General features: G+C 59.9%; 15 protein-coding genes. 3 read left to right on the top strand and 12 right to left on the bottom strand.

Features of this window, described 5'->3' with window-relative positions; translation table 11 throughout:
* Positions 1-38: 38 nt before the first annotated feature.
* The 12 genes from Q1V60_RS11315 to Q1V60_RS11260 form a co-directional block, all read right to left on the bottom strand.
* Positions 39-692, bottom strand: a complete 654-nt coding sequence (locus tag Q1V60_RS11315; RefSeq protein ID WP_300630295.1) for a glycosyltransferase — start codon at positions 690-692, stop codon at positions 39-41.
* Positions 689-1,288, bottom strand: a complete 600-nt coding sequence (locus tag Q1V60_RS11310; protein WP_300630293.1) for an SAM-dependent methyltransferase — start codon at positions 1,286-1,288, stop codon at positions 689-691. The genes Q1V60_RS11315 and Q1V60_RS11310 overlap by 4 nt, the downstream gene beginning before the upstream one ends.
* The gene (locus Q1V60_RS11305; RefSeq protein ID WP_300630292.1) at positions 1,285-2,043 is read right to left on the bottom strand and encodes a PIG-L family deacetylase; all 759 of its coding nucleotides are present in this window, start codon (positions 2,041-2,043) and stop codon (positions 1,285-1,287) included. Before Q1V60_RS11305 ends, Q1V60_RS11310 begins: the two co-directional genes overlap by 4 nt.
* Positions 2,040-3,038 carry an acyl-CoA dehydrogenase family protein gene (locus Q1V60_RS11300; RefSeq protein WP_300630291.1) on the bottom strand — a complete coding sequence of 333 codons (999 nt, stop codon included), beginning with the start codon at positions 3,036-3,038 and terminating at the stop codon, positions 2,040-2,042. Before Q1V60_RS11300 ends, Q1V60_RS11305 begins: the two co-directional genes overlap by 4 nt.
* A 1-nt stretch (position 3,039) precedes the next feature.
* Positions 3,040-5,199: a glycogen debranching protein GlgX gene (glgX, locus tag Q1V60_RS11295; RefSeq protein ID WP_300630289.1), complete on the bottom strand. Its 2,160-nt coding sequence runs from the start codon at positions 5,197-5,199 to the stop codon at positions 3,040-3,042.
* A gap of 123 nt (positions 5,200-5,322) precedes the next feature.
* Positions 5,323-5,592: a DUF2934 domain-containing protein gene (locus Q1V60_RS11290; protein WP_300630287.1), complete on the bottom strand. Its 270-nt coding sequence runs from the start codon at positions 5,590-5,592 to the stop codon at positions 5,323-5,325.
* A 21-nt stretch (positions 5,593-5,613) separates the two neighbouring features.
* On the bottom strand, positions 5,614-8,364 hold the full coding sequence (locus Q1V60_RS11285) for a malto-oligosyltrehalose synthase (protein ID WP_300630285.1): 2,751 nt from the start codon (positions 8,362-8,364) through the stop codon (positions 5,614-5,616).
* Positions 8,361-10,445 carry a 4-alpha-glucanotransferase gene (gene malQ / locus Q1V60_RS11280; protein WP_300630284.1) on the bottom strand — a complete coding sequence of 695 codons (2,085 nt, stop codon included), beginning with the start codon at positions 10,443-10,445 and terminating at the stop codon, positions 8,361-8,363. The genes Q1V60_RS11285 and malQ overlap by 4 nt, the downstream gene beginning before the upstream one ends.
* Entirely contained in the window at positions 10,442-12,187 is a 1,746-nt protein-coding gene (gene treZ, locus Q1V60_RS11275) for a malto-oligosyltrehalose trehalohydrolase (RefSeq protein WP_300630282.1), read from the bottom strand. Before treZ ends, malQ begins: the two co-directional genes overlap by 4 nt.
* Positions 12,188-12,206: 19 nt before the next feature.
* Positions 12,207-13,763 (bottom strand): glycogen synthase GlgA, encoded by a 1,557-nt coding sequence (gene glgA, locus Q1V60_RS11270; protein ID WP_300630280.1) that lies wholly within the window; start codon positions 13,761-13,763, stop codon positions 12,207-12,209.
* A 404-nt stretch (positions 13,764-14,167) separates the two neighbouring features.
* Complete coding sequence (locus Q1V60_RS11265) at positions 14,168-15,121, bottom strand: D-2-hydroxyacid dehydrogenase family protein (protein WP_300630278.1); 954 nt, start codon at positions 15,119-15,121, stop codon at positions 14,168-14,170.
* A gap of 24 nt (positions 15,122-15,145) precedes the next feature.
* Positions 15,146-16,150: an alpha/beta hydrolase gene (locus Q1V60_RS11260; protein WP_300630277.1), complete on the bottom strand. Its 1,005-nt coding sequence runs from the start codon at positions 16,148-16,150 to the stop codon at positions 15,146-15,148.
* A 291-nt stretch (positions 16,151-16,441) separates the two neighbouring features.
* Here Q1V60_RS11260 and Q1V60_RS11255 point away from each other — a divergent pair, with 291 nt between their 5' ends.
* From Q1V60_RS11255 to Q1V60_RS11245, 3 genes are all read left to right on the top strand, one after another.
* Positions 16,442-18,430, top strand: coding sequence for a hypothetical protein (locus Q1V60_RS11255; RefSeq protein ID WP_300630275.1), 1,989 nt, complete (start codon positions 16,442-16,444; stop codon positions 18,428-18,430).
* 107 nt (positions 18,431-18,537) lie between these two features.
* Positions 18,538-20,514 carry a hypothetical protein gene (locus tag Q1V60_RS11250; RefSeq protein ID WP_300630274.1) on the top strand — a complete coding sequence of 659 codons (1,977 nt, stop codon included), beginning with the start codon at positions 18,538-18,540 and terminating at the stop codon, positions 20,512-20,514.
* Between the two features lie 144 nt (positions 20,515-20,658).
* Positions 20,659-22,557: a hypothetical protein gene (locus Q1V60_RS11245; protein ID WP_300630273.1), complete on the top strand. Its 1,899-nt coding sequence runs from the start codon at positions 20,659-20,661 to the stop codon at positions 22,555-22,557.
* Positions 22,558-22,861: the final 304 nt, after the last annotated feature.

Below are 22,861 nucleotides of genomic sequence, written 5' to 3'. Positions count from 1 at the left end.
TAAGCATAGACAAGGATAAATCGCGGTCTGTCGTTTTTTTACGAAACGAGGCTCTTGAGGTAATCCCCGAAACCACCTCGGGCGCGGCAATCCAGGCGGGCGCTGGTGATCACCTGCGGAGTATGGCTCCAGGCGATGGAGGCACCGCAACGTTCCAGTTCGCGCACCAGTTGCACATCCTCATGACACGCCAGCGGTTCAAACCCGCCCGCCTGGAGGTAGGCGCTGGCACTCACCCCCAGGTTGGCGCCGTGGATATGCCGATGCCCGTCACGGGCTTCGTAGGCCTGGCGGTAACGAATCTGCGCCGCCGCGTCGAAACCTTCGTTCCAGGCGTCCACGGTGACGGTGCCGCACACCGCATCGCAGCCCAGCGCCAGTTGCGCCACCAGCCAGTCCGGCGCCACGCGGCTGTCGGCGTCGGTACAGGCAATCCAGCGCGCGCCCAGGTTCAACAGATGCTGCGCACCAACACCGCGGGCATGCCCGACGTTGCGTGCTTCCACAGCCAGGCAGTGCACTCCCTGCGCGTGGGCAATCGCGGCGCTGCCGTCGCTGCAACTGTCGAGCACCACCAGGATCTGTACCGCTTCACCCCGTAGCTCCGGATGGTTGGCGGCGATCCTTGCGGCGTTCAGGCATTCGTCCAGCAGCGTTTCTTCGTTATGCACCGGAATCAGGATGCCGATCATCGCAGGCCCTCGAGGCGTGCGACCGAGGTGTCATCGCGGCCCCACAGGTCGAGCAGGAAGTCGTCTTCATGGTGGCGCACTACAGAAGGCAGGCCCAGCCGCTGCTGGAGCAGGGCGTGGACCTGTTCGGCGGTTTGCGGGCAACCTTCGATGTGCGGGCGCCAATGGCAAGCCAGCAGCTGGCCGTTCTCGGCCAAGGCGTCGAGGCCGCGGTCAATCAGGCGCTCCAGGTCAGCGGCGTCCAGGTAGTAACAGAACTCACTCAACACGATCAGCTCAAATTGCCCCGCTGGCCATTGCTCGGGCAACCAGCGTTGCTCCACTTGAACGTTGGAAAACCCTGCCAGCCGTTTGCTGGCCAGCGCCACCGCAGCGCCCGCCGTATCACAGCACAGCAAGTGATCACCACGCGCTGCCAGTTCGGCGCTCAACTCACCGTTCGCACAGCCGGGTTCGAAAATCGAGGCGTAGCGCGCTCGGGTCAGCACCGCCAGGGTCAATGCGCGTTTGCGTTGTTCGTACCAACGTTGACGAAACGCCCAGGGATCGTCGTTGCCGGCGAACATCTGGTCAAAATAAGGGGTTGTCACACTCAAACGAACACCACTTCAAACGGTTGCAACAAGCGCTCCACCACATAGGGCGCCAGTACGGGCGGCAGGCCGACCTGCGGGTCGCCTTCCAGCTGGCTGGCGAAGGCGTGGATGGCATGGCGTTTACGGGCCACCCTTTCCGGCGTCAGGGGGATCTTGCGCGCACGGTCCCAGGGCACCATGCCGTCTTCGGCGGTCGCCCAATGCCAGGTCCACACGGGCAATTCGTACAGGGTCGCGCCCACCGCCTGGGCGGCTTTCGCGCTGGCGCGGCCAACCGCTTCGTGGTCGCAATGCCCGTCTTCGCGCCAGGTGGCAAACACCACATCGTTGGGTTTGAGGTAGCGCTGGATGAACGCGGCGAGTTCTTCTTCACGCTCGGCGACCTTGCTGTCGGTAAACCCGGCGCGCAGCCACTTCAAACTGTGCAGCGGCAAACCCAGGCGGTGCAGGGCCTGGGCCGACTCCTGCGGGCGCACCACGCTCAGGCGTTGCACCGGCCACCGTTTGGAGCCCGGATGGCTGGCGCTGCCGTCGGTGACCGAGATCAACTGAATGGGCCGGCCCAAGGCGGCCAGGCCTTGCAGCAAACCGCCGCTGCCGAGCACCTCATCGTCCGGGTGCGGCGCGATGATGACTGCACGCTGCCCCTCCGGTACCAGCTCCTCGACGCTGATATGTGGCAATTCAGCCAGGCGCGATGAGGTTTGCCAGTAATGCAGCGACGTACCTTGGCCAACAATCGGGTTGGGTTTCATAACTGCCACCTCCCTGACGGTTCGCCGGCCACTTGCTCACCCAGGGCCGCCAAGTCGCGTTCGGCATGGCTTTGGCGCATGTACACCGGCAAATCCGCCATCAATTGGGCGAAGTGCGGGTCCTTGCAATAAGGTCCCGCGCCAACGGCACGCCCGACATGACGAACCACCTGTTCAACGGTTTCCTCGACGCACGCGCGCACCTGCTGCGCGAGTAACCGGGCATCGGCGGTCGGTGCCCGGTCCACCTGCTCGGCGCCGGCGCGTAGCACGCAAGCGGCACTGTTGAGCGCGCTGTCAACCGCGCCCAAGTGAGCCATGGCATGGGGCTCGGGATGATTGCCGCACTGCATGCGCAGCACTTCAGCCAGGCGCTGCGCCGCGCCGTACCAGCACGCCGCAATACCGATGCCGCCGTGCCAGAAGCCAGGGCGCGCCAGGTAGTCGCCCGGCCCGCCGATCGCGAGCCCCCCGGCTTGGTTGAAGATAACGTCGACACTCCCGGTGGCGGCCATGCCCACTGCGTTCCAACCTTCGTCCGTCACCGTCACGCCTGGCTGGTCCATCACCACGGCAACCAGCTGCTGACGATCTTCCTCGTCCCACGCGGTCAACAACCCGTGTGAGACCACGGACGCGCCTGAACACCAGGCTTTGCGTCCGTCGACGATTAAACGTTGCCCGTCGCGCCGCACGCGCACCCTGGCGTGCGGCGGCTCGGCTGCCCATGTCCCCCATGTGCTGCCCAACGGCTGGAGAGGGCAGTCGAGTTCGGCAATGATTGCCAGCGCATCGGTGTGGCCTTCAAACAGTTTGCACAAGCGCAGGTCATGGCCGGCGACTTGCGCCAGCCCGCTGTAGCGCTCCAGGGTCTGGCCGCTGCCGGGCAACGGCAGCTGGTCCAGGCCTTCTTCCTGAAGGTCCTTCAAGGCATTACCCAGGGCCTGCGTATTCGCATAGCCCCGGTAGCCGGAAAGGAATCCGTGCAACGCCATCTCACACCTCGTCGTCGTGTTGAAGCTCAAACAATAGCAGCGAGCGGCCGGTTGCGGCGTACTCGTGCTCAAAGTCAAAGCGCTCCTGGCCACGCACCGCCGTGTCATTGGTGTCGAGCAGGCAGTTCCAGAACTCGCCCTCGGGCACCGGTGGCAGGCGGAAATTGACCATGTCGTGATGGGCGTTCACCACCAGCAACAGGGTCGCATCCGCGCCGGCACGGCGAATACCGGTTTCTTGAGCGCGACCATCCATCAGCATGCCCAGGCAACGACCATTGCTGTCTTCCCACTGCTCGGTGGCCATCTCGTTGCCATCCGGCGCCAGCCAGGTGACGTCCTTGACGCCGATATCTTCGTTGTAGTCACCGACCAGGAAGCGTCCACGGCGCAGGATCGGATACGCCAGGCGCAGCTTGATCAGGCGCTTGACGAACTTGAGCAGCGCCTTGCCGTCCTCGTCCAGGTCCCAGTTGACCCAACCGATCTCGCTGTCCTGGCAGTAGGCATTGTTGTTGCCATGCTGGGTGCGGGCGAATTCATCGCCGGCCACGATCATCGGCGTGCCTTGGGCCAGCAGCAGGGTGGCGAAGAAATTGCGCATCTGGCGCAGGCGCAGTTCGTTGATTTCCGGGTCGTCGGTGGGGCCTTCGACGCCATGGTTCCACGACAGGTTGTTATTGCTGCCGTCCTGGTTGTTCTCGTCGTTGGCTTCGTTGTGCTTGTCGTTGTACGACACCAAATCGTGCAGGGTGAACCCGTCATGGGCGGTGATGAAATTCACCGAACTGTACGGCCGGCGGCCACGATGGTTGAACATCTCGCCGGAGGCGGTCATGCGCCCGGCGAAGTCCGCCAACTGGCCATCGTCGCCTTTCCAGAAGGCGCGTACGGTGTCGCGGAAACGGTCGTTCCATTCCGCCCAGCCCGGTGGGAAGTTGCCCACCTGATAGCCGCCAGGCCCGCAGTCCCAAGGCTCGGCGATCAGTTTGAGCTGGCGCAGGATAGGGTCCTGGCGGCACGCCACGAGGAAGCTGTGACGTTCATCGAAGCCGTCGCGATAGCGCCCGAGAATAGTCGCCAGGTCGAAGCGGAAGCCGTCGACGTGCATCTCGGTGGCCCAGTAGCGCAGGGAGTCGGTGACCATCTGCAAGACGCAAGGGTGGCTCAGGTCCAGAGTGTTGCCTGTACCGGAATCATTGATATAGAAGCGCTTTTCGTCGGGCATCAACCGGTAGTACGAGGCGTTGTCGATACCACGCATCGACAGGGTAGGGCCGCGCTCGTTGCCTTCGGCGGTGTGGTTGTAGACCACGTCGAGGATCACTTCGAGCTTTTGCTCATGCAGGTGCGCGACCATCTCCTTGAACTCGGCGATTTTGCCGCTGGCCAGGTAGCGCGGGTCGGGCGCGAAAAACGCAATGCTGTTGTAGCCCCAATAATTGGTCATGCCTTTTTCCAGCAAATGCTGGTCGTTGACGAAGGCATGTACTGGCAACAGCTCGACCGAAGAAACACCCAACTGGCGAATGTGCTTGAGCACGTCATCTTCCATCAGGCCGGCGCAGGTACCGCGCACGGATTCGCCGACTGAAGGATGGCGCATGCTGATGCCGCGCAGGTGGGTTTCATAGATGATCGTGCGATCCCATGGCACGCGCACCGGCTGGTCATTGCCCCAGGTGTGCGCCGGGTCGATAACCTTGCACTTGGGCACGAAGGGCGCGCTGTCGCGCTCGTCGAAGCTGAGGTCGTCGTCGGGGTGGCCGATGGTGTAGCCGAACAGGGCCTCGGACCATTTGAGTTCGCCCACCAGTTGCTTGGCATAGGGGTCGATCAGCAATTTATTGTGGTTGAAACGATGACCGTTTTCCGGATCGTAGGGACCATAGACACGGTAGCCGTAGATCAGCCCGGGGTGGGCGTCGGGCAAGTAGCCGTGAAAGATCTCGTCGGTGTATTCGGGCAGCTCGATGCGTTCGAGTTCCACTTCGCCGGCATCGTCGAACAGGCACAGCTCGACCTTGGTGGCGTTGGCCGAGAACAGCGCAAAGTTGACACCCAGGCCGTCCCAAGTGGCGCCAAGGGGGAAGGGCAAACCTTCACGAATCCGCGACGGCTCACGGTCCGGCGTGGTTGAGGCTTTATCGGGTTTGCTCATGGTGTTGCTCCTGCAAGGGTTCTTTTTTCGGGCCGAACGCGGCCGTACTGACGGTTATTCAGCGCATGACGTAATAGGTAAAAGCCCCCTGACGGCAATTGATTGGGTCAGGAGGCGCGGTGATCAATGAGCAGCAGGCTTGGACTTTTTCGCCGCTGCGGGCTTCTTCGGTGCCGGTTTGGCGGCGGCAGGCGCAGCCGGTTTGGGTTTGGCGGCTGCCTTGGGGGCAGTCTTTGGCTTGGCGGCCGGCTTAGGCTTGCTCGGCGTCAGCGCCTCGGCCTCGGCGAGCTTGCGTGCCATCTCCCAGTGACGTGCATCTTCACCGTGGGGCTTGCCTTCAGATTCCCAGATCTGGTGGGCTAATTCGCGGATGCGCTTGTCTTCATTACTCATCACACACTCCTCAGAAAATGTTCAGCTTTCTTGAATATCGGCATTGATAAAAACATTGACCGGGAAATCCCCCAGGGCAGCGCTGATCAACAGCTCCTTGTCTGGTGTGACTGCGCGTGTCTGAAAAAGTCCCTTCCAGTTTTGCGTTGTGGCGGCGAACGGTAATTTCACCCGCGTATCGCCCCAAACCTGGGCAGGAATCAGGGGCTGCGAGGCTGTATCGAGCAGGCCTCGGGACCAGCGTGGCACCACCACCAGCGCATATTTGCCCTGGTGTTCCCGGCAGAAAGCAACGACATGATCAGCCTGTTGACCCACCACCTCCAAAGCGGTGTAGGCACCGTCGCTGAACAATTCGACGTTAGCCTTGCGCAAGGCCAGGGCCTGCGCAATGACAGCCTGTTTGATGCGCCCGTCGCGCCAGCTGGACAGCAGCTCGCCGGTGTCCGCCGGGTTATTCAAGGCACGTTGGCGCGCGTCGAAGTCCACCGGGCGACGGTTGTCCGGGTCTACCAGGCTGAAGTCCCAGAACTCATCGCCCTGGTACACATCCGGTACGCCCGGCACGCTCAGGTGAAGCAAAGTCTGCGCCAGCCCGTTCATGGCACCGGCGGGGGCGATCGCCTGGGCCGCGTCGGCCAGGGCGTTGCGCAATGGGGCGCCGTCTTCACTGAGCAGCACGCGCTGCAGGAAGTGTTCAACGCCTTGCTCATAAGCGTCGTTCGGCGCGCTCCAGCTGCTTTGCAACTTGGCTTCGCGCAGGGCTTTCTGTTGCCACTGCCACAGGCGTTGCTGGTACGCCTCAAGGTCAGGACTGGGTTCCAGCGGCCAACTGCCGAGCAAGACCTGATACAGGATCAACTCGTCGCCCGCCGAGGGGCTGTCGGCACTTTTGCGCAAAGGGGCGGCCAGGCTGCGCCAGTGTTCGACCTGTTCGGCGTACCACGGCGCGCACTCGCTCAGCACCGCCAGACGTGCGCGCGTATCCTCACCGCGTTTATGGTCGTGGGTGGCGGTGGCCAGCAAGTTGTGCGCGAAGCTTTTCAGGCGCTGCTGATTGACCGCGTGGAAATCGGCCAGTGGCGCGCTGAATTGCTCGGTGCTGAAGCCCACATCGTTACGCGACAGCAATACCGCCGAACGATAGAACGCGGTATCTTCCACCGCCTTGGCCGCGGCGGGCGAGGTCAGTTGCTGGAAGCGCACACAGGCGTGCTTGAGCATCTTGCGCTCGCGGCCCACCGGGCGATTGCGCCAGGGTTGCCCGCCCAGCCATTTTTCCAGGTGATCGAGCACCGGCCAGTCGCCTTCGTTCAGGGTGCTGCGCGCGCCGTCCATGGCCTGCTGGAAGACCTTGTCGTCAGCCGCGCTGCGCCCCCGAGCGCTGATGTAGGTGCGGTATACCGGGAAATGCACGATCAGTTCCTGCAACGCCCGGCGGATCGCGCCCAGTGTCAGGTCACGGGTCATCACGTCGTCCCGGGCCACTTGCAAGAGTGCCTGGGCGACGCTCTCGAAGTCGCCACCTAGCGATCCATTGAGGATCTGCTGACGCGCCAGCCGCGCTTCGTCGATAAACGAAGAAGGCCGTTCGCTGTGGCGCGACCACAACTCGGCCAGCGGGGCGAAACCATCCGGGTGGTGCTGCAACAACGACAGTTGGTTCATGAATTCATAGCCGGTGGTGCCGTCCACCTGCCAGTCTTCGCGCAGGGTTTCGCCTTCGCCAAGAATCTTTTCCACGAAGATCGGCAAATGCCGCTCCGGCGACAGCGCATCCACCCGGCGGCGCAGCTTGCGGCAGTAACCACGCGGGTCAGCCAGGCCGTCGATATGGTCGATGCGCAGGCCATCGATCAAGCCTGCGCTGATCAATTCGAAAATCTTGCCGTGGGTGGCCTCGAACACCGCCGTGCGCTCCACGCGCAGGCCGCCCAGCTCATTGACGTCGAAAAAGCGCCGCCAGTTGATGTCGTCCGCCGCCGTGCGCCAACTGGCAAGTCGGTAGGTTTGCTCTTCGAGCAGGTGATGCAGGCGCGCAAAGCCTTCAGGGGTTTTCCCGTCGAACGCGGCGAGGCGCTGTTCGATGGCCGGCAGCACGTCGCCGGCCCGCTCGGCCAGGGCCTGTTTCAGCCAGCCGGCTTCGGCATAGGCGTCGTCCTGATACGCCAAGGCCGCGAAGCGTTCGGCCAGGGGTTTGAGCGGTTCCTCGTTGCCGAGAATCAGCGCGTAATCCCGTGGGCAGATCGGAAAGCGATGCTCGTAGTGCTCAACGTAAAACGCCCCTTGCGCGGCCTCGAACTTCAGCACCAGGCTGCCGCTCTGCAACGCTTCGCCGTAGTCGCTGCCAAGGAACGGCATCAACAGTTGGCCCTTGAGCAGTGGGTCGGGTGAGTGCCACTGAATATCAAAGAACTCGCTGTAGGGGCTCAAACGCCCCCATTCGAGCAGGTCCAGCCACCAGGGGTTATCGGCGCCGCCCACGGCCATATGGTTGGAAACGATATCGAGGATCAGGCCCATGTTGTGTTCGCGCAACGCGGCAACCAGACGCTGCAACGCCGCTTCGCCGCCCAGCTCCGGGTTGACACAGGTGGGGTCGACCACGTCGTAGCCATGCATCGACCCGGCACGCGCTTTGAGCAGGGGCGAGGCATACAAGTGGCTGATGCCCAGTTGGGCGAAATACGGCACCAGCGGCACCGCATCGTCCAGGGTGAAGCCTTTATGAAATTGCAGGCGCTGGGTGGCGCGTAGAGGCAGTGCGTTCATCGGTCACGCTCATAGGCTTGGTTGCGCGCTACGGCCAGCAGTTCGAGGCGGCGCGCGGCGCCGGCATTGTCGAGCAGGCTGGACGCTTCGCCGGGCAAGCGGCGGCGCCAATTGGGATGGGTGTCGGTGGTGCCGGGCAGGTTCGGTTGTTCTTCCATGCCCAGTGCATCCTCCAGGGGCAGCAGTACCAGCGGCGCACGGGTGTGGCCGAGGTAGCGCACGCTGGCATCGATCATATGGTCGGTGTCGTTGCGGATCTCATCGACGAAGTTCTGCGGGTCCTGGCTCAAGGCCTGGCGCAGTGCCTGGCGTTCACGCAGGCGGTGTTCGCTCCATTGATCCACGGTTGGCGCGTCGATCAGGCCCAGCTCGATATTCCATTCGATGTCACGGCTGTGCCACCAACCGTTGAGGGTCGGCAAATCGTGGGTACTGGTGGTGGCCAGGGCGTTGTCGGGCCAGTCGAGAATGGGCGTGAATTGGCCCTCGTTATCCTGCTCGAACAACAGCACGCGCATGCCGAGAATCGCCCGGCTGCTGAGTTTTTCGCGCAGGCCGTCGGGCACGGTGCCGAGGTCTTCACCCAGGACAATGGCCTGGTGGCGATGGGATTCGAGTGCCAACAGCCGCAACATGTCGTCCACCGGGAAATACAGGTAGGCGCCTTCGCGCGGTGATGCCCCGTTAGGGATCACCCACAAGCGCTGCAGGCCCATTACATGGTCGATCCGCAGGCCTCCCGCGTTGGCGAAATTAGCCCGCAGCATTTCAATAAAGGCGCGGAAACCATTGCGTTTGAGGCCTTCGGGGGAAAACGCGGAAATGCCCCAACCCTGGCCCGCACGGTTGAGAATGTCCGGTGGCGCGCCGACGGTCAGGTCCGCGAGCAACTCGTCCTGGCGACTCCACGCCTGGCTGCCGCCGCCGTCCGCACCCACCGCCAGGTCGGCGATCAGCCCGATGCTCATGCCGCTGCCGAGTGCCGCCTGCTGCGCACGCTGCAAGCTGCGGGCGATCAGCCACTGGGTAAAGGCGAAATAGCCGATTTCATCGCGGTGTTCTTCGGCAAACTGGACCAGCGCCGGGCTTTGCGGGCTACGCCAGGCTTCCGGCCACTGACGCCAGTCGAGGTCTTCTCCGGCGGCGGCGCGCAATGCCTGCACGGCTTCGAAGCGGCAGTGGTTCTCCAGGGCTTCGCCGCCGGCCTGGCGAAAGCTCTGGAAATCGGCATGTTGCGGATGATGGCCGTGGCGGAAGTCGTCATACAGTGCGCGCAGCAGGCGCTGCTTGGCCTTGGCGGCGGCGGGCCAGTCGATCAGCGTGAGCTGTTCCAGCGCGTGCAGTTCATCGGCCAGGCCCGCAGCCTCGATGGCATTGTGCACTTCGCGTTCACCCAGGATGCATTGCGGCGAGGCATACAGGCTGTTGAGAAACAGCCGGCTGGAAGGCGAGTAGGGGCTGTAGCGCTCGGTGTCGGCGCTGAACATGGCATGCATCGGGCTGATTGCCAGGGCATCGGCCCCGCGCTCGGCGGCTGAGCGGGCCAGGTGTTCCAGGGCCAGGGTGTCGCCGAAGCCACCGTCGCCAAGGCGGCGCAGCGAGTAGAGCTGGGCACTGAGACCCCAGGCGCGGGCAGGCTCGCTGTCGGCCGCTTCGGCCACGCTGTAGCAACAGGCGGGAGCAACGGCGAGGGTAAACGTTTGGCCGTCGATATGTGCTTGGTGGTAGCCGAGGGCGATGACGCCGGGCAACACGGCATCACCATCAAGGCGCAATTCCAGGGTTTCGCCGTTTTCCAGATTGACGCGGCAAGGTGTGTCCGGCGCAAAGAAGCGCGCCAAATCCAGGCCTTCACCGCTGTCGACGGTCATCAGCGGGGGCAAATGTTTATCCTGCTGGACCTGCTCCAACTCACGCAGGCTGGCGTCGATCTCGGCTTCGGTATCGGCCGGGTGCCCCAGCCCCTTGAGCACGGCGCGCAAGGCGTCGGGCCGCACATGCTGCGGGCGACCGTTGGCGTCGATCCAATCGACGGCCAGGCCCGCGCGGCTGGCGAGTATTTCCAGGTTCGCTTCGCTCAAAACTGTTCTCCGGCAGGGAATAAAGAAACGCGTGCGCTGAGGGGCGGCAGGTGCGCTCCGGGGTCGGCAGGCGTTTGAAAGATCACGTGCGGCGATGCGGGCTGATCGACCGGCTCGGCGCTCAGGTTCAGATCGATTTGCAACACGCTGCCATTGCCCAGGCGCCAGCGCGCACTGACGGCGCCGTCAGCCAGCACTTGCGCGCCCAGGGCCTCGCTGCCGGGCAGGTGGGGCACCACATGTTGATGACGCAGGCTCAGCAAATGACGATAAAACTGGGCGTGGTCGTTTTCGACCAGCGCGGGCTGCGATTGCCGGAAGGTCGTCAATGCGTTGGGGTCGGGGATGCGTTCGCGTTGCTCGGGATCATGAAACGCGGCGAAATCGGCGAACTCGTTGCGTCGACCTTCACGCACGGCCTGCGCCAGCTCACCGTGATGGTCGGTGAAGAACAGGAACGGTTCGGCGGCATTGACTTCATCGCCCATGAACATCAGCGGGATCATCGGCGAGAGCAGCAGCAGGGCGGTGGCCGCCTTCAACGCCTGGGGCGGGCACAGCTGATGCAGGCGTTCGCCCAGGGCGCGGTTGCCGATCTGGTCATGGTTCTGCAGGAACGACACGAAGGCGGTCGGCGGCAGTTGCGCGCTGGGTTCGCCGCGTGCATGGCCGTGACGGGTGGTCTGGCCCTGATAAATAAAGCCTTCGCCCAGGCAACGTGCCAGTTTGGCGGTGGGCTGCTCGGCGAAGTCGCTGTAATAGGCATCGGTTTCGCCGGTCAGCAGCACGTGCAGCACGTTATGGAAGTCATCGTTCCACTGCGCGTCGAAATCATGTTTGAGCAGACTGGCCTGGTTCAACTCGTTTTCCAGCACCAGCCATACGTGGCGGCCGGTGTCGACCTGCTGGCGTACCCGTTGCGCCAGTTCCTGCAGGAAGCCAGGGTTGTCGATGGCGTGCACCGCATCCAGGCGCAGGCCGTCGAAGCGGTATTCAAGCAGCCACATCAGCGCGTTATCGAGAAAGAAATCCCGCACTTCACGGCGTTCGAAATCAATGCCCGCGCCCCACGGCGTGTGCACGTCTTCCTGGAAAAAGCCCTTGGCGTACTGGCCCAGGTAATTGCCGTCGGGGCCGAAGTGGTTGTAGACCACGTCGAGGATCACCGCCAGGCCATGCCCGTGGGCGCTGTCGATCAGGTGCTTGAGTTCTTCGGGGGAGCCATAGGTGGAGTGCGGTGCGTAGGGCAGTACGCCGTCGTAACCCCAGTTGCGCTCGCCGGGGAACTGCGACAGGGGCATCAATTCAATGGCGGTTACGCCCAGCTCGGCCAGGCGCGGCAGGTGCCGCTCGACTTCGGCATAACCACCCATCGCGCCGACGTGCAGTTCATAGATCACCGCTGTGTGCCAGGGGCGGCCTTGCCAGTGGCTGTGCCGCCATTCATAGGCGAGCGAGTCGACGACGCGGCTCCAACCGTGCACATCCAGGGCCTGGGCCCTGGATGCGGGGTCGGGAACATTGCGTTCTCCGTCGATATTGAAGCGGTACAGCGTTCCGGCAGGGCAGGCTATTTCTGCTTCAAACCAGCCGTCTGCCTGAGGCAGCATGGCGATGGATTTCCCTTCCTGCAATTCAACGCTGACAGAAAAAGCGTCTGGCGCCCACAAGGCGAAACGCGTGTGTTGCGCGTCCAGCATCAGTGCGCCGTGGGGCCAGGTTTCCAGAGTCCGTAACGGCATCTATGAAGACCTCTCTTGGTTATTTAGTCGATTTCCCCAGTGCTTTAACCACCAGTTGCTCGTACAGATCGGCATAAGGTTCCACCGCCTGCGACCAGTTAAAGGGTTGGGTCATGGCGCAACTGCGCATGGCATTGAGCAGGCCGGGGAAGGAAAACACTTTAAAAGCGCGTTCCAGGGCTGCTTTGTAGCTCTCGACGGTGGATTCGTTGAACAGGAAACCGGTGACCCCATTTTCAATGGTGTCGGCCAGGCCGCCGGTATTGCGCGCCACCGGCAACGAACCGAAACGCTGCGCATACATCTGGCTCAAGCCGCAGGGCTCATAACGCGATGGCATCAGCAGGAAGTCGCTGCCGGCGAACATGCGGCGTGCGTCGGTCTCGTTAAAGCCGATGCGCACGCCAACCTGGCCGGGGAAGCGCAGCGCCAGCTCGCGCATGGCCTGTTCTTCTTCCGGCTCGCCACGCCCGATGATCGCGATCTGGCCGCCGTTTTCAACGATGAAGCCGGCGACCGCTTCGGTCAGGTCCAGGCCTTTCTGGTAGACCAGTCGCGACACCACGGCGAACAGCGGGCCGGTGGAATCGTGCAGGCCGAACAGCTCGCGCACATGGGCGGCGTTGATGGCCTTGCCTTCCCAGTCACCGATATTGAAGTTGTGGGTCAGGTGCGTGTCGGTGGAGGTTTCCCAGCTTTCGTCGATGCCGTTGGGAATCCCGCTGAGCAGGCCTTGCTGGGTCTTGCTGGCGAGGAAACCGTCCAGGCCGCAGCCAAACTCCGGCGTGGTGATTTCCGCGGCGTAGGTGGCGCTGACCGTGGTGATGTGGCTGGAATACGCCATGCCGGCCTTGAGGAACGACATCTTGCCGTAGAACTCCATGCCTTCCTGTTGCAGGGCATGGGGCGGAATGCCCAGTTCGGGGGTGCATCCCAGGCTTACCACGCCCTGGTAGGCGAGGTTATGAATGGTAAACAGGGTCGGCGTGCGTGAACCGCGCCAGTGCATGTACGCCGGGGCCAGGCCAGCGGGCCAGTCGTGGGCGTGCACCAAGTCAGGGCACCAGTGGATCTGTGCCAGGTTGGCGGCCATGTCGGCGGCGGCCAGGCCCAGGCGGGCGAAGCGGATGTGGTTGTCCGGCCAGTCGCGGCCGTTGTTGGCGCCGTAGGGAGTACCTTCGCGCTCGTAGAGCTCGGGGCAGATCAGCACATAGATGACCAGGCCGTCCTTGAGGTCCATACGCCCGATCTTGCACGGTGGCAGCGCCGCGTGGCCGCCCAGTTCACCGACGATATGGATCGGGTTGTCGCTCTCCATCACCTGCGGGTAACCCGGAATCAGCACCCGCACATCGTGCAGGTGGGCCATGGCACGGGGCAGGGCAGCGGAAACGTCGCCCAGGCCACCGGTCTTCACCAGGTCGGCAAACTCGGAAGTGACAAACAGCACTTTCTTTCGATTCGGATTCTTACTCACGATCGGCCGCACAGTGTTGGGCAGGTCGGCCAATGACGTCGGCCCCCCTGCCTGCTGACTAAAACGCTCTCCCTGAGTTACTACTGCGGCACTGATCATAATGCACTCCCCTTGTTTCGTTGGTCGGCTAATGGCCCGCTGCCAGTAGCTCCTATTGACCGCATCCTGCGGCCAGGCGCACAAGCGCTATACAAACTGGCAAGGCCTATGCCAGTTGCACGGTTAGCTGAAAAAGTTTGGATGGGCGGGCATTCGGCCTGAACCGGATATTTTCGCCTTACCTAAAACTGGACCTGCGGCAGAGTTCGAAAGTTTCGATTTTTTGCGGGGTTTTTGTTTTGGAGCGGACCCATCGGTCATGAGTCTAGGACAGATCCTAGATCCTGTAGGGTTTTCGGCGGGATTTTGTAGGACAAAAAACTTTTAACCTTATGCAAGGTTGACAACTGTGGTGAGGGAGCATGGGCCTTCACCACAGCGTGCGCACGCTCTTAAATGGTGCATCAGCCCAGCACGCGAATGGGCACGTCGTTGGCCCAGGCCTGAATGTCTTCGATCATCTGCTGATAGAACTGTCGGTAATTCTGCTCACTCACATACCCGATATGGGGCGTTGCCAGCACATTGGGCAGGCTGCGCAACGGATGGTCAGTGGGCAGAGGTTCCTCGGTATAGACGTCCAACGCCGCCCCGGCCAGGCGGCCGTTGCTCAGTGCCTGCACCAGGGCCTGCTCATCGACAATCGGCCCACGTGCGGTGTTGACCAGGCGCGCCGTCGGTTTCATCCAGCCCAACGCCTGGGCATCCACCAAGCCACGGCTGCGTTCACTGAGCACTAAATGAATGCTCAGGATATCGGCCTGCTCGAACAGCTCGCGCTTGCTGACCCAGGTGACTCCCGATTCCGCCGCCCGCTGTGGCGTGAGGTTCTCACTCCAGGCAATCACCCGCATGCCGAACACCTGGCCGAAGCGGGCGACCTTCTGGCCGATACTGCCCAGGCCGAGGATTGCCAAGGTCTTGCCATGCAGGTCGCCGCCCAGGCCAACCTGCCAGCCGCCTGCGCGTAGCGAGTTGGCTTCGGCGAGCAGATTGCGCGTGGTGGCCATGATCAACGCCCATGTCAATTCCGGCGCTGCGTGTTTATAGCTGTCGGTGCCGCACACCTGGATACCCAGGGCCTTGGCGGCGGGAATGTCGATGGCGGCGTTGCGCATGCCGCCGGTTACCAGCAATTTGAGTGCGGGCAGCCCTTGCAGCAGCGCCTTGTCGAAGGTTGAGCGTTCGCGCATCACGCAAACCACCTCGAAGCCCTGCAAACGCTCTGCCATTGTGGCGGTGTCGGCAGGGTAATCGTGGAGAAAATGCACCTGGCCCACGGCGTCCAGCACCGACCAATCCACCACGCCCCTGGCTACGTTCTGCCAATCATCCATCACTGCAATCTGTACCGACATTTAGGGGTGCCTCGCAAGATTGGATCAGAGGGTTTTCAAACCCTGCAACAGCGCTTTATGAAACTGCTCCGGCTCTTCCATCTGTGGCGCATGGCCCAAGCCTGGGAACTCGACGAGGGTGGCGTGGGGTATCAGCTTGGCCACCTGCTTGCCCAGCACCTGGTAATTGCCAATCCTGGCCTTGACCGCCGGTGGCGCTACATCTTTGCCAATGGCAGTGGTGTCGCTGGTGCCGATCAGCAGCAAGGCGGGCACCTGCAAGTCCTTGAACTCGTAGTACACCGGCTGGGTGAAGATCATGTCGTAAATCAACGCCGAGTTCCATGCGACTTGGGTATGCCCAGGGCCTTTGTTCAGGCCGACGAGCATATCCACCCAACGTTCGTATTCGGGTTTCCAGCGTCCGACGTAATAGGTGTCGCGCTCATATTTGCGCACGCCGTCGGCGCTCATCTTCAACTCACGCTGATACCACTGGTCGACGCTCTGGTAGGGCACGCCCAAGGCTTTCCAGTCTTCCAGGCCGATAGGGTTCACCAGCCCAAGCTGCTCGGTTTGGGTGGGGTACATCAGCGCATAACGGGTGGCGAGCATGCCGCCGGTGGAATGGCCGATCACCGTGGCCTTCTGGATGCCGAGTTTTTCCAGCAATTGGTGAGTGTTGGTCGCCAGTTGCTGGAAACTGTACTGGTAGTGATCGGGTTTGCTGGAAGAGCAGAAGCCGATCTGGTCGGGGGCGATGACGCGGTAACCGGCGTCGCTCAAAGCCTTGATCGAACTTTCCCAGGTGGCGCCGCAGAAGTTCTTGCCGTGCATCAATACCACGCTGCGGCCGTTGGCGGTGCCGTTGGCAGGCACGTCCATGTAGCCCATTTGCAGGGATTTGCCTTGGGACTGGAAGGAGAAGTGTTGGAGGGGGTAGGGGTATTGGAAACCCTGGAGCTCTGGACCGTAGGCTGGAGGCTCGGCGAATGCTGGAGTCGCGCCAGTGAGCAGCAGGCCAGCGAGCGAAACAATGCGCAAGTACACGTTTGGTTTCTCCAAATAAAAACGTAAAGGTGAGGTGGCTGCATTAACGGTTGATTAACCCGGCACGTGAGGCGGCTGGTTATCACGTCGCCGAAATCGGATGAGTGGTGCGCTGACCCTGTTAATTCTGACAGTAGACGGGCCTCATTAAAGGGGGCCAACTAAGGGTGCCAAGGCGAGCCGAATGCAGGATCCACTTGGCACGCTATTTACCCTGTGTCTCGCAGCCTTTTAGCACGTTGCGATCGCTTGCGCGTGTGATGTGGGGCTTTTTATTCCAAGGAGCATAACGTGAGCGCATCTACTGTGTCGGTTCCGACAGCAACCCACGTCACCATCATTGGCGAAAATATGCCAGGCGGGACTGTGCGAGGAAGTTACAAGTACAACGCTACCGGTGGAGAGATTGAAGAAGGGCGATCAATGTGTCGCTGGTATATAGGCGAAGACGCCGGGCCTCTAACGGAGAACTTTGACCTGGTTATTATACAAAGCATGATCGGTAAACAAATTAGATTTGCCGTGACCCCTGTATCTGCCTCAGGTGTCAGTGGTATTGAAGTGTATTCGCAAGTTAGAACCATCGTCAGCGGTTATCAAAACATTTCGGAAGAGGACAGTAACAGCAGTTTCATCAAGCAATATGGTGCGTTTTCCTTGTATCGACACCAGCCCAATGACCGTATCGTGAACTCCACTTCCGGAGCATTTGCCTGGATGAGTGGCACCACGCAGAGTGTCTTTGTGAAAGGGCGCAATGATTCTGGCGGTACCCCACCAGCTGAAATAGCGCAATACCTGAAAAACAATCCCGCCACGCGTATGTTTTCAACCGCTGGGGACTTTGCTGCGTTGGTGCCGGTGGTCGGCACTGCCAACCAGTTGCTCCTGTGGGGCCGAAATATAGGACCTATTCCACATGACTTGGATTTGAGCAATATTAAATACGTCTATTGTAATGAGACGGCAATTGCCTGGATCTATGATAATCCACCTCCGGGTAAAAACAGGATTGGAGCATTTGGCAGTGTTGCCAATGGTGGAGCCGTACCTGACGAGATACAAAAATTCCTGTTCTTTGATCAACCCAAGGCTATTTACAGTACGTCAGCGGCCTTCGCGGTGCTTACTGAAAGCGGGCGTGTTTACGCGTGGGGAAGCCCAGCAGCGGGAGGCACTTTCGATCAGAACAAGCGAAAAGAGTTGGACCAGATAAACGTCACTCGAATGGTTTCCACTGCGGGCGCTTTTTGCGCGATTGGCGCGGTGCGCGTTGGGGATCCTCGTGTCAACACGCTGGTGACTTGGGGGCCGGCTACCAGCGGTGGCGCAATCTCTGCAGCGGACCTCGAACGGATCCTGGATGGCGACGGGGCAAAGCATGTGATCGCCAATCGTGACTCTTTTGTCGTTATCACCAGTCGACGCGCGACAGCCTTGAGTTGGGGAGGCCCGTATGGTGGGGTGATGAGCGAAGAGGCCAGAACAATGGCTGCGCGCGGTTATATCGTGATGTGCGCGAGCACGGCGTATGCGTTTTGCATTGTTAATAATGCAGGCGGGATAGCGGCGTGGGGCGTCAATGGCATGGGCGGAAACACGCCCAATGCTGAAAGCGACGCGGGCTCGGAGGAGCCATTCACAGTCGTGGACGCGGGTGAAGTGCTTGAGTCCAGCGGGGCGAAAGAGCGAGTGCGGGCGGTTTTCGAAAAACTGCAGGTGGCAAATGCAAATCCAGAGCGGTCGCACACGCCTGATACCGCCTGTGTCTGTCACAGTATCGGCAAGCAGCGCAGCAGTTTGACCCATCTTGTGACTGAATTGGGAGAAGTCACGCTGAGCACGAATGACTCAAGCTTTTTCATGTCGAGCAAGGGCAATGGTGGGGTAACGATTGATTTGATTACGTGGGGCCACGCCGGCTATGGCGGGGCAATACCTTCGGCTACCCGGCAAGTTTTGATGGCCAGTCAAATCACCGATGTGTATTCCACGAACGGAGCATACGCATTGATCGCTAATCAAGGGGGCGTCGTTGGAGCCGTCGTCGCGTTCGGAGCGACTAATGCCCAGCAGGAAGCAGGGCAGATACCTGTTCTGCTCCAACCCCATTTGCGTGATGGAATTAAAGAACTTTACTCCATCCAACAAATGCCCGCGTATGCTCCAAATATCGGTCGGCAAGGCGCTTTCTCCGCACGGGCTGCCAATGGAACATGGGTTAACTGGGGAGGGACAGCGCTAGTTCCAAATGAACATATAGATCCTGGAAAACCGTAAATTCACGGTGCTTGTAAGAGGCTATACGCAGGCTTGTAACGGTAGGTGCGAATGGGTTTTAGACTTACAGCCGTTAACGTGCCTGCCATGCCGAGTTGGAGGGAATTATGCAAATAACTCAATCTGCCCATACTGTGCCGGAAGCAACCCAGGTCTCGATTTTGGGTGATGTGCATGTCAGCGCTACCGTCCGTGGGTTTTATCTCTATAGCAATAACGCTGGCAGTCCTGAGGGGTTGTCTGAATTTTTTTGGCATCTTAATGGTGAACGACTTGAAACAGAGGGGCAGTTGGACCTGAAATTAAGACAGGCGGACGGAGGCAAGTTTTTGCAGTTTTCTGTCATCCCGGTTGCGTCTGACGGTACCCGAGGCGTTGAGAGGTTTTCACAAACCTATGAAGTTACCTCAGGCTTTCAAAATATATCGGACGATGAAAATGAGTGGTGCTTCCTGAAGCAGCGCGGCAACTTCTCGTTTCATGTACCGGAGCCCGCAGACCGGCTGTTTGTTTCGACAGGCGGGGTGTTTGCACTGCTCGAGCCTAATACGGGCGACGTCCATCTTGAAGGGCAAACAGGCTGGGGCCTGCCGGTGCCGCCGGAAATCGTAAATTTTCTGAAAAACAACAAGGCCATCAAGCTGTTCTCTTCTGAAGTGAGCTTTGCTGCGCTCATCCCGTTGGGCGGCACCAACCAATTGTTAATGTGGGGCCCCACCATTCCTCCCACTCTTCCGCCCTTGCAAGGCATCCGGTCGGTCTACAGTACGAGAAGTGCATTTGCCGTTATTTATACTAACCCTCAAGGGTTCAGTAACCGGATCGCTGCAATAGGCCCGGTAGGCAGGCCCGTATCCACGGTGCCGGATGAGATTCAATCCGCGCTGATATGGGATCAGCCCGAGGCTATTTATGCGACTGATGACGCATTTGCAGTGCGAACCCGTGACGGCAAGGTGTACGCCTGGGGGCATCCTCATAACGGTGGCATCATCCCTGATGACGTCAGGAGGCGACTCAATTCGATGTTTGTCACTCGGATTGTTGCAACCGCAATGTCGTTCTGCGCCATTGATGACAGGAATGGTGACTGCGTAGCGTGGGGAAATCCGGGCGGCGGCGGCGTTATCCCCGTCGACCAATACGGCAAAATCATTGAGGAGGGCGGCATTGAGTCGCTGATTGCCGCCGAGAATGCATTTTGTGCTATCACCCGCGATCGTCGCCGGGCTTACAGTTGGGGGGCTGCGGGCCAGGGTGGAACCATGTCGGCTGGTGCACTGACGTTGGCCACTCGCGGAAATATCATTCTTTGCAGGGCCAATCGCTGGGCGTTTTTGATGGCCAATGCTTCCGGCCAGGCGGAGACGTGGGGCGCGGCGCTCTATGGCGGCGCTCCACTTCCGGCTAACGTAAAGCTGGAAATCGAGAATGCATTCAGGATCAGCGCGGATCCAAACGTTTCGTCCGAGGACCTCCTCGCCGTTCCGGGCGCGCCGGAGCGGTCCCCGACAAGAGGGCAAAAGCCGCGGCATCACCCCAATGTTTCATCCCGCGCCATTGTTCTGGACGGCAATCTCAGTGTGTATGCCAACGACGTGAGCTTCTTTTTATTGAGTCGTAAGGACGATGGCAGAACTCATGCCATCGTGTTGCATGGCTATCGTACCCATGGGGCTTTCATGAGCCAGGGACTTCGACAAACATTGATGGCCAGTTTGATTCGCGACGTGTACTGCACCAACGGGGCATACGGTGTTATTACCACTCAGGGTGGCACAGCAGGGGCCGTTTCCGTTTGGGGGGCCACGCTGGCGATGGAGGATGCCGGTGAAATACCTCCTGAACTGGCCGAACATGTTCGCAGTGACGTGGTGGAGCTGTACTCCATCAAGCGTTTCCCCTATGTCAAACAGCCCGATCCGCCACCTCGGCCACCACCACCACCACCGCCTCCACCACCACCGCCACGGCCCGTGCACATCGATCCCTCGTTTGCGGCGAGACGCACCGATGACACCTACGTGTTATGGGGCGGTAACGTGAAAAACCAACATTACGACCCTCGGGAGCACGACACGTAAACATAGTCGTTTTGGATCAACCTTATAACCCGCGTTCGCGCGGGTTATTTGCAAGACCTTGAGTTGTTGCAGCGCAGCTATGCATTCGAAGCACCACCTCATTGTTCCATCCAACTACGTCATACGAAGTGTTTGGAGAACCCCATGAAAAAAAATAATCTCATGACCCCGGAGGCTACTCATGTTCAGGTAGTGGGGGATGTTTTTGTCGGCGCGACCGTACATGGTTTTTACCTGTACAACAGCAATGGCGGCAACCCTGAGGGGCTGTCTAAATTTTATTGGTATATCAACGGTGAGCGTCTGACAGAAGAAGGGCAATTGGATATAAAGTTGAGAGCTGCGGACGGTGGCAAGTTTCTACAGTTTTCTGTGACTCCTGTAACGTCTGATGGGGTGGAAGGTGATGAAGCAAAGTCCCCGCTGTACCCAATAAATTCAGATTTTCAAAATATTTCTGATGAAGAAAACGAATGGTGCTATCTAAAGCAGCGCGGTAATTTTTCATTTCATGTGCCTGAGCCCTCCGACAGATTGTTTGTTTCTACGGGGGGCGTTTTTGCGTTGCTGGACCCCACCAGTGGTGATGTTCACCTAAGAGGGCAAAATGGATGGGGCTTACCGGTTCCACCTGAAATAAGCAGTTTTTTAAAAAATAACAAAGCTGTCCGGTTGTTCTCGTCCGAACGCAGTTTCGCTGCGCTCGTGCCGCTGGGAAGCACTAACCAGTTGCTGTGTTGGGGGGGTGATATTCCTGCCACGTTGCCACCCTTGCAGGGCATTCGTTCTGTTTATAGCACCCGAAGTGGTTTCGCTTTGATTTACAGTAACCCCGCGCCTGGGGCCAATCGTATCGCCGCCATTGGCCCAGTGAATCATCCAGTGTCGACTGTCCCCGCTGCCATTCAACAAGCATTGCTGTTTGATCCGCCCTTGGCTATTTACGCCGCAGATGATGCCTTTGCTGTGAGAACCCAAAACGGTCGTGTTCATGCGTGGGGCGACCCGAATAAAGGTGGCACGATACCGGCCAACGTTCGGGATCAGCTCAACTCAATGTTTATTACAAGGATTGTGGCGACAGCCATTTCCTTTTGTGCCATGACCGCGGAGGGTGATTTCGCTGTATGGGGACATGCCACCGGCGGCGGCACTATTCCCGTTGAGCAATTGCGTCAGATCCTCAATGACGGCGGGATCGAATCGGTGATCGCTGCTACAACGGCTTTCTGCGCCATCACACGAGCGCGTCGTCTTGCGGTGAGTTGGGGTAGGGTGGGCGAAGGCGGGAACATGTCTGACAGCGCGGCAAACTTGGCCTTACGTGGCAATATCATTCTATGCACGGCTAACCGTTGGGCATTCTTGATAGCAAATCAATCGGGCCAAGCCGAAGCTTGGGGAGCCATTGGATTTGGGGGCGACCCTATACCACCGCAAGTGAAAGCCCAGTTTGAGGCGGCCTTTAACGGCGCTTGTGCAGTTCCTGGTGACCCACCGCGGCCTTGCGCAAACAAGGAGCCGCAACGACAACACAAAAACGTCTCGTCCAGAGCCATTATTGTGGATGGAAATCTCAGCTTATACGCCAATGACCACAGCTTCTTCTTACTCAGTCGCCATGACGACGGCAGAACCAATGCAATTGTTTTGCATGGTCTTCGTACCTCGGGCGGTGAAATGAGTACTGCCTTGCGGCAAACGTTGATGGCCAGTCTCATACGCGACGTTTACTGCACCAACGGAGCTTATGGGGTGATTACTACTCAGGGCGGGACGGAGGGTGCTGTGTCCGTATGGGGCGCTACTCTACAGATGGAAGACGCGGGTGAAATTCCTCCCGAGTTGGCTGAATACGTGCGCAGCAATGTGGTTGAGTTATATTCGATAAAACGCTTCCCTTACGTGGGTAACCCTCCACCACCAAGACCCGTTCATAACGACCCTTCATTCGCCGCTCGGCTCACCAATGGCACCTATGTGTTATGGGGCGGCAATGTCGAAAATCAATACTTCGACCCGCGAGCCAAAAGCAACGAATAACCATGTTTGGACAAACCCTATAACCCGCGCTTGCGCGGGTTATAGGGTTGTAAGCGCTCCATAAACCCCGCTTTGGCAGTCTCCACCAGGCTGTAAAGTTGAGCACTGGCTTTTATGTCAATAAAAAAGAGGCAGTCCCTGCGACTGAACTGGTCAAGTAATCTTGGACACTGATTACGGTTCACGCCGCCAACCTTTCCTTCATGACCGGCGACCGGTAGTCGTTATAGCTGTGAGGCCTGCTGATGTTGTAGCGAGAGACATAGCGCTGTACGTCTGCTCGGGCCTCATGTTCCAGTTTGTA

The organism is Pseudomonas sp., from assembly GCF_030147005.1.
Lineage (GTDB): Bacteria > Pseudomonadota > Gammaproteobacteria > Pseudomonadales > Pseudomonadaceae > Aquipseudomonas.
The sequence above is the reverse complement of the archived record's forward strand: the minus strand, read 5'-3'. Positions and strand labels throughout refer to the sequence as shown.

Coding starts and splice junctions, on each gene's coding strand:
- Q1V60_RS11290 (WP_300630287.1), bottom strand. CDS start 5,592: ATGAGTAATGAAGACAAGCGCATCCGCGAATTAGCCCACCAGATCTGG.
- Q1V60_RS11315 (WP_300630295.1), bottom strand. CDS start 692: ATGATCGGCATCCTGATTCCGGTGCATAACGAAGAAACGCTGCTGGAC.
- Q1V60_RS11305 (WP_300630292.1), bottom strand. CDS start 2,043: ATGAAACCCAACCCGATTGTTGGCCAAGGTACGTCGCTGCATTACTGG.
- glgX (WP_300630289.1), bottom strand. CDS start 5,199: ATGAGCAAACCCGATAAAGCCTCAACCACGCCGGACCGTGAGCCGTCG.
- Q1V60_RS11250 (WP_300630274.1), top strand. CDS start 18,538: ATGCAAATAACTCAATCTGCCCATACTGTGCCGGAAGCAACCCAGGTC.
- Q1V60_RS11265 (WP_300630278.1), bottom strand. CDS start 15,121: ATGTCGGTACAGATTGCAGTGATGGATGATTGGCAGAACGTAGCCAGG.
- Q1V60_RS11285 (WP_300630285.1), bottom strand. CDS start 8,364: ATGAACGCACTGCCTCTACGCGCCACCCAGCGCCTGCAATTTCATAAA.
- Q1V60_RS11300 (WP_300630291.1), bottom strand. CDS start 3,038: ATGGCGTTGCACGGATTCCTTTCCGGCTACCGGGGCTATGCGAATACG.
- treZ (WP_300630282.1), bottom strand. CDS start 12,187: ATGCCGTTACGGACTCTGGAAACCTGGCCCCACGGCGCACTGATGCTG.
- Q1V60_RS11245 (WP_300630273.1), top strand. CDS start 20,659: ATGAAAAAAAATAATCTCATGACCCCGGAGGCTACTCATGTTCAGGTA.
- glgA (WP_300630280.1), bottom strand. CDS start 13,763: ATGATCAGTGCCGCAGTAGTAACTCAGGGAGAGCGTTTTAGTCAGCAG.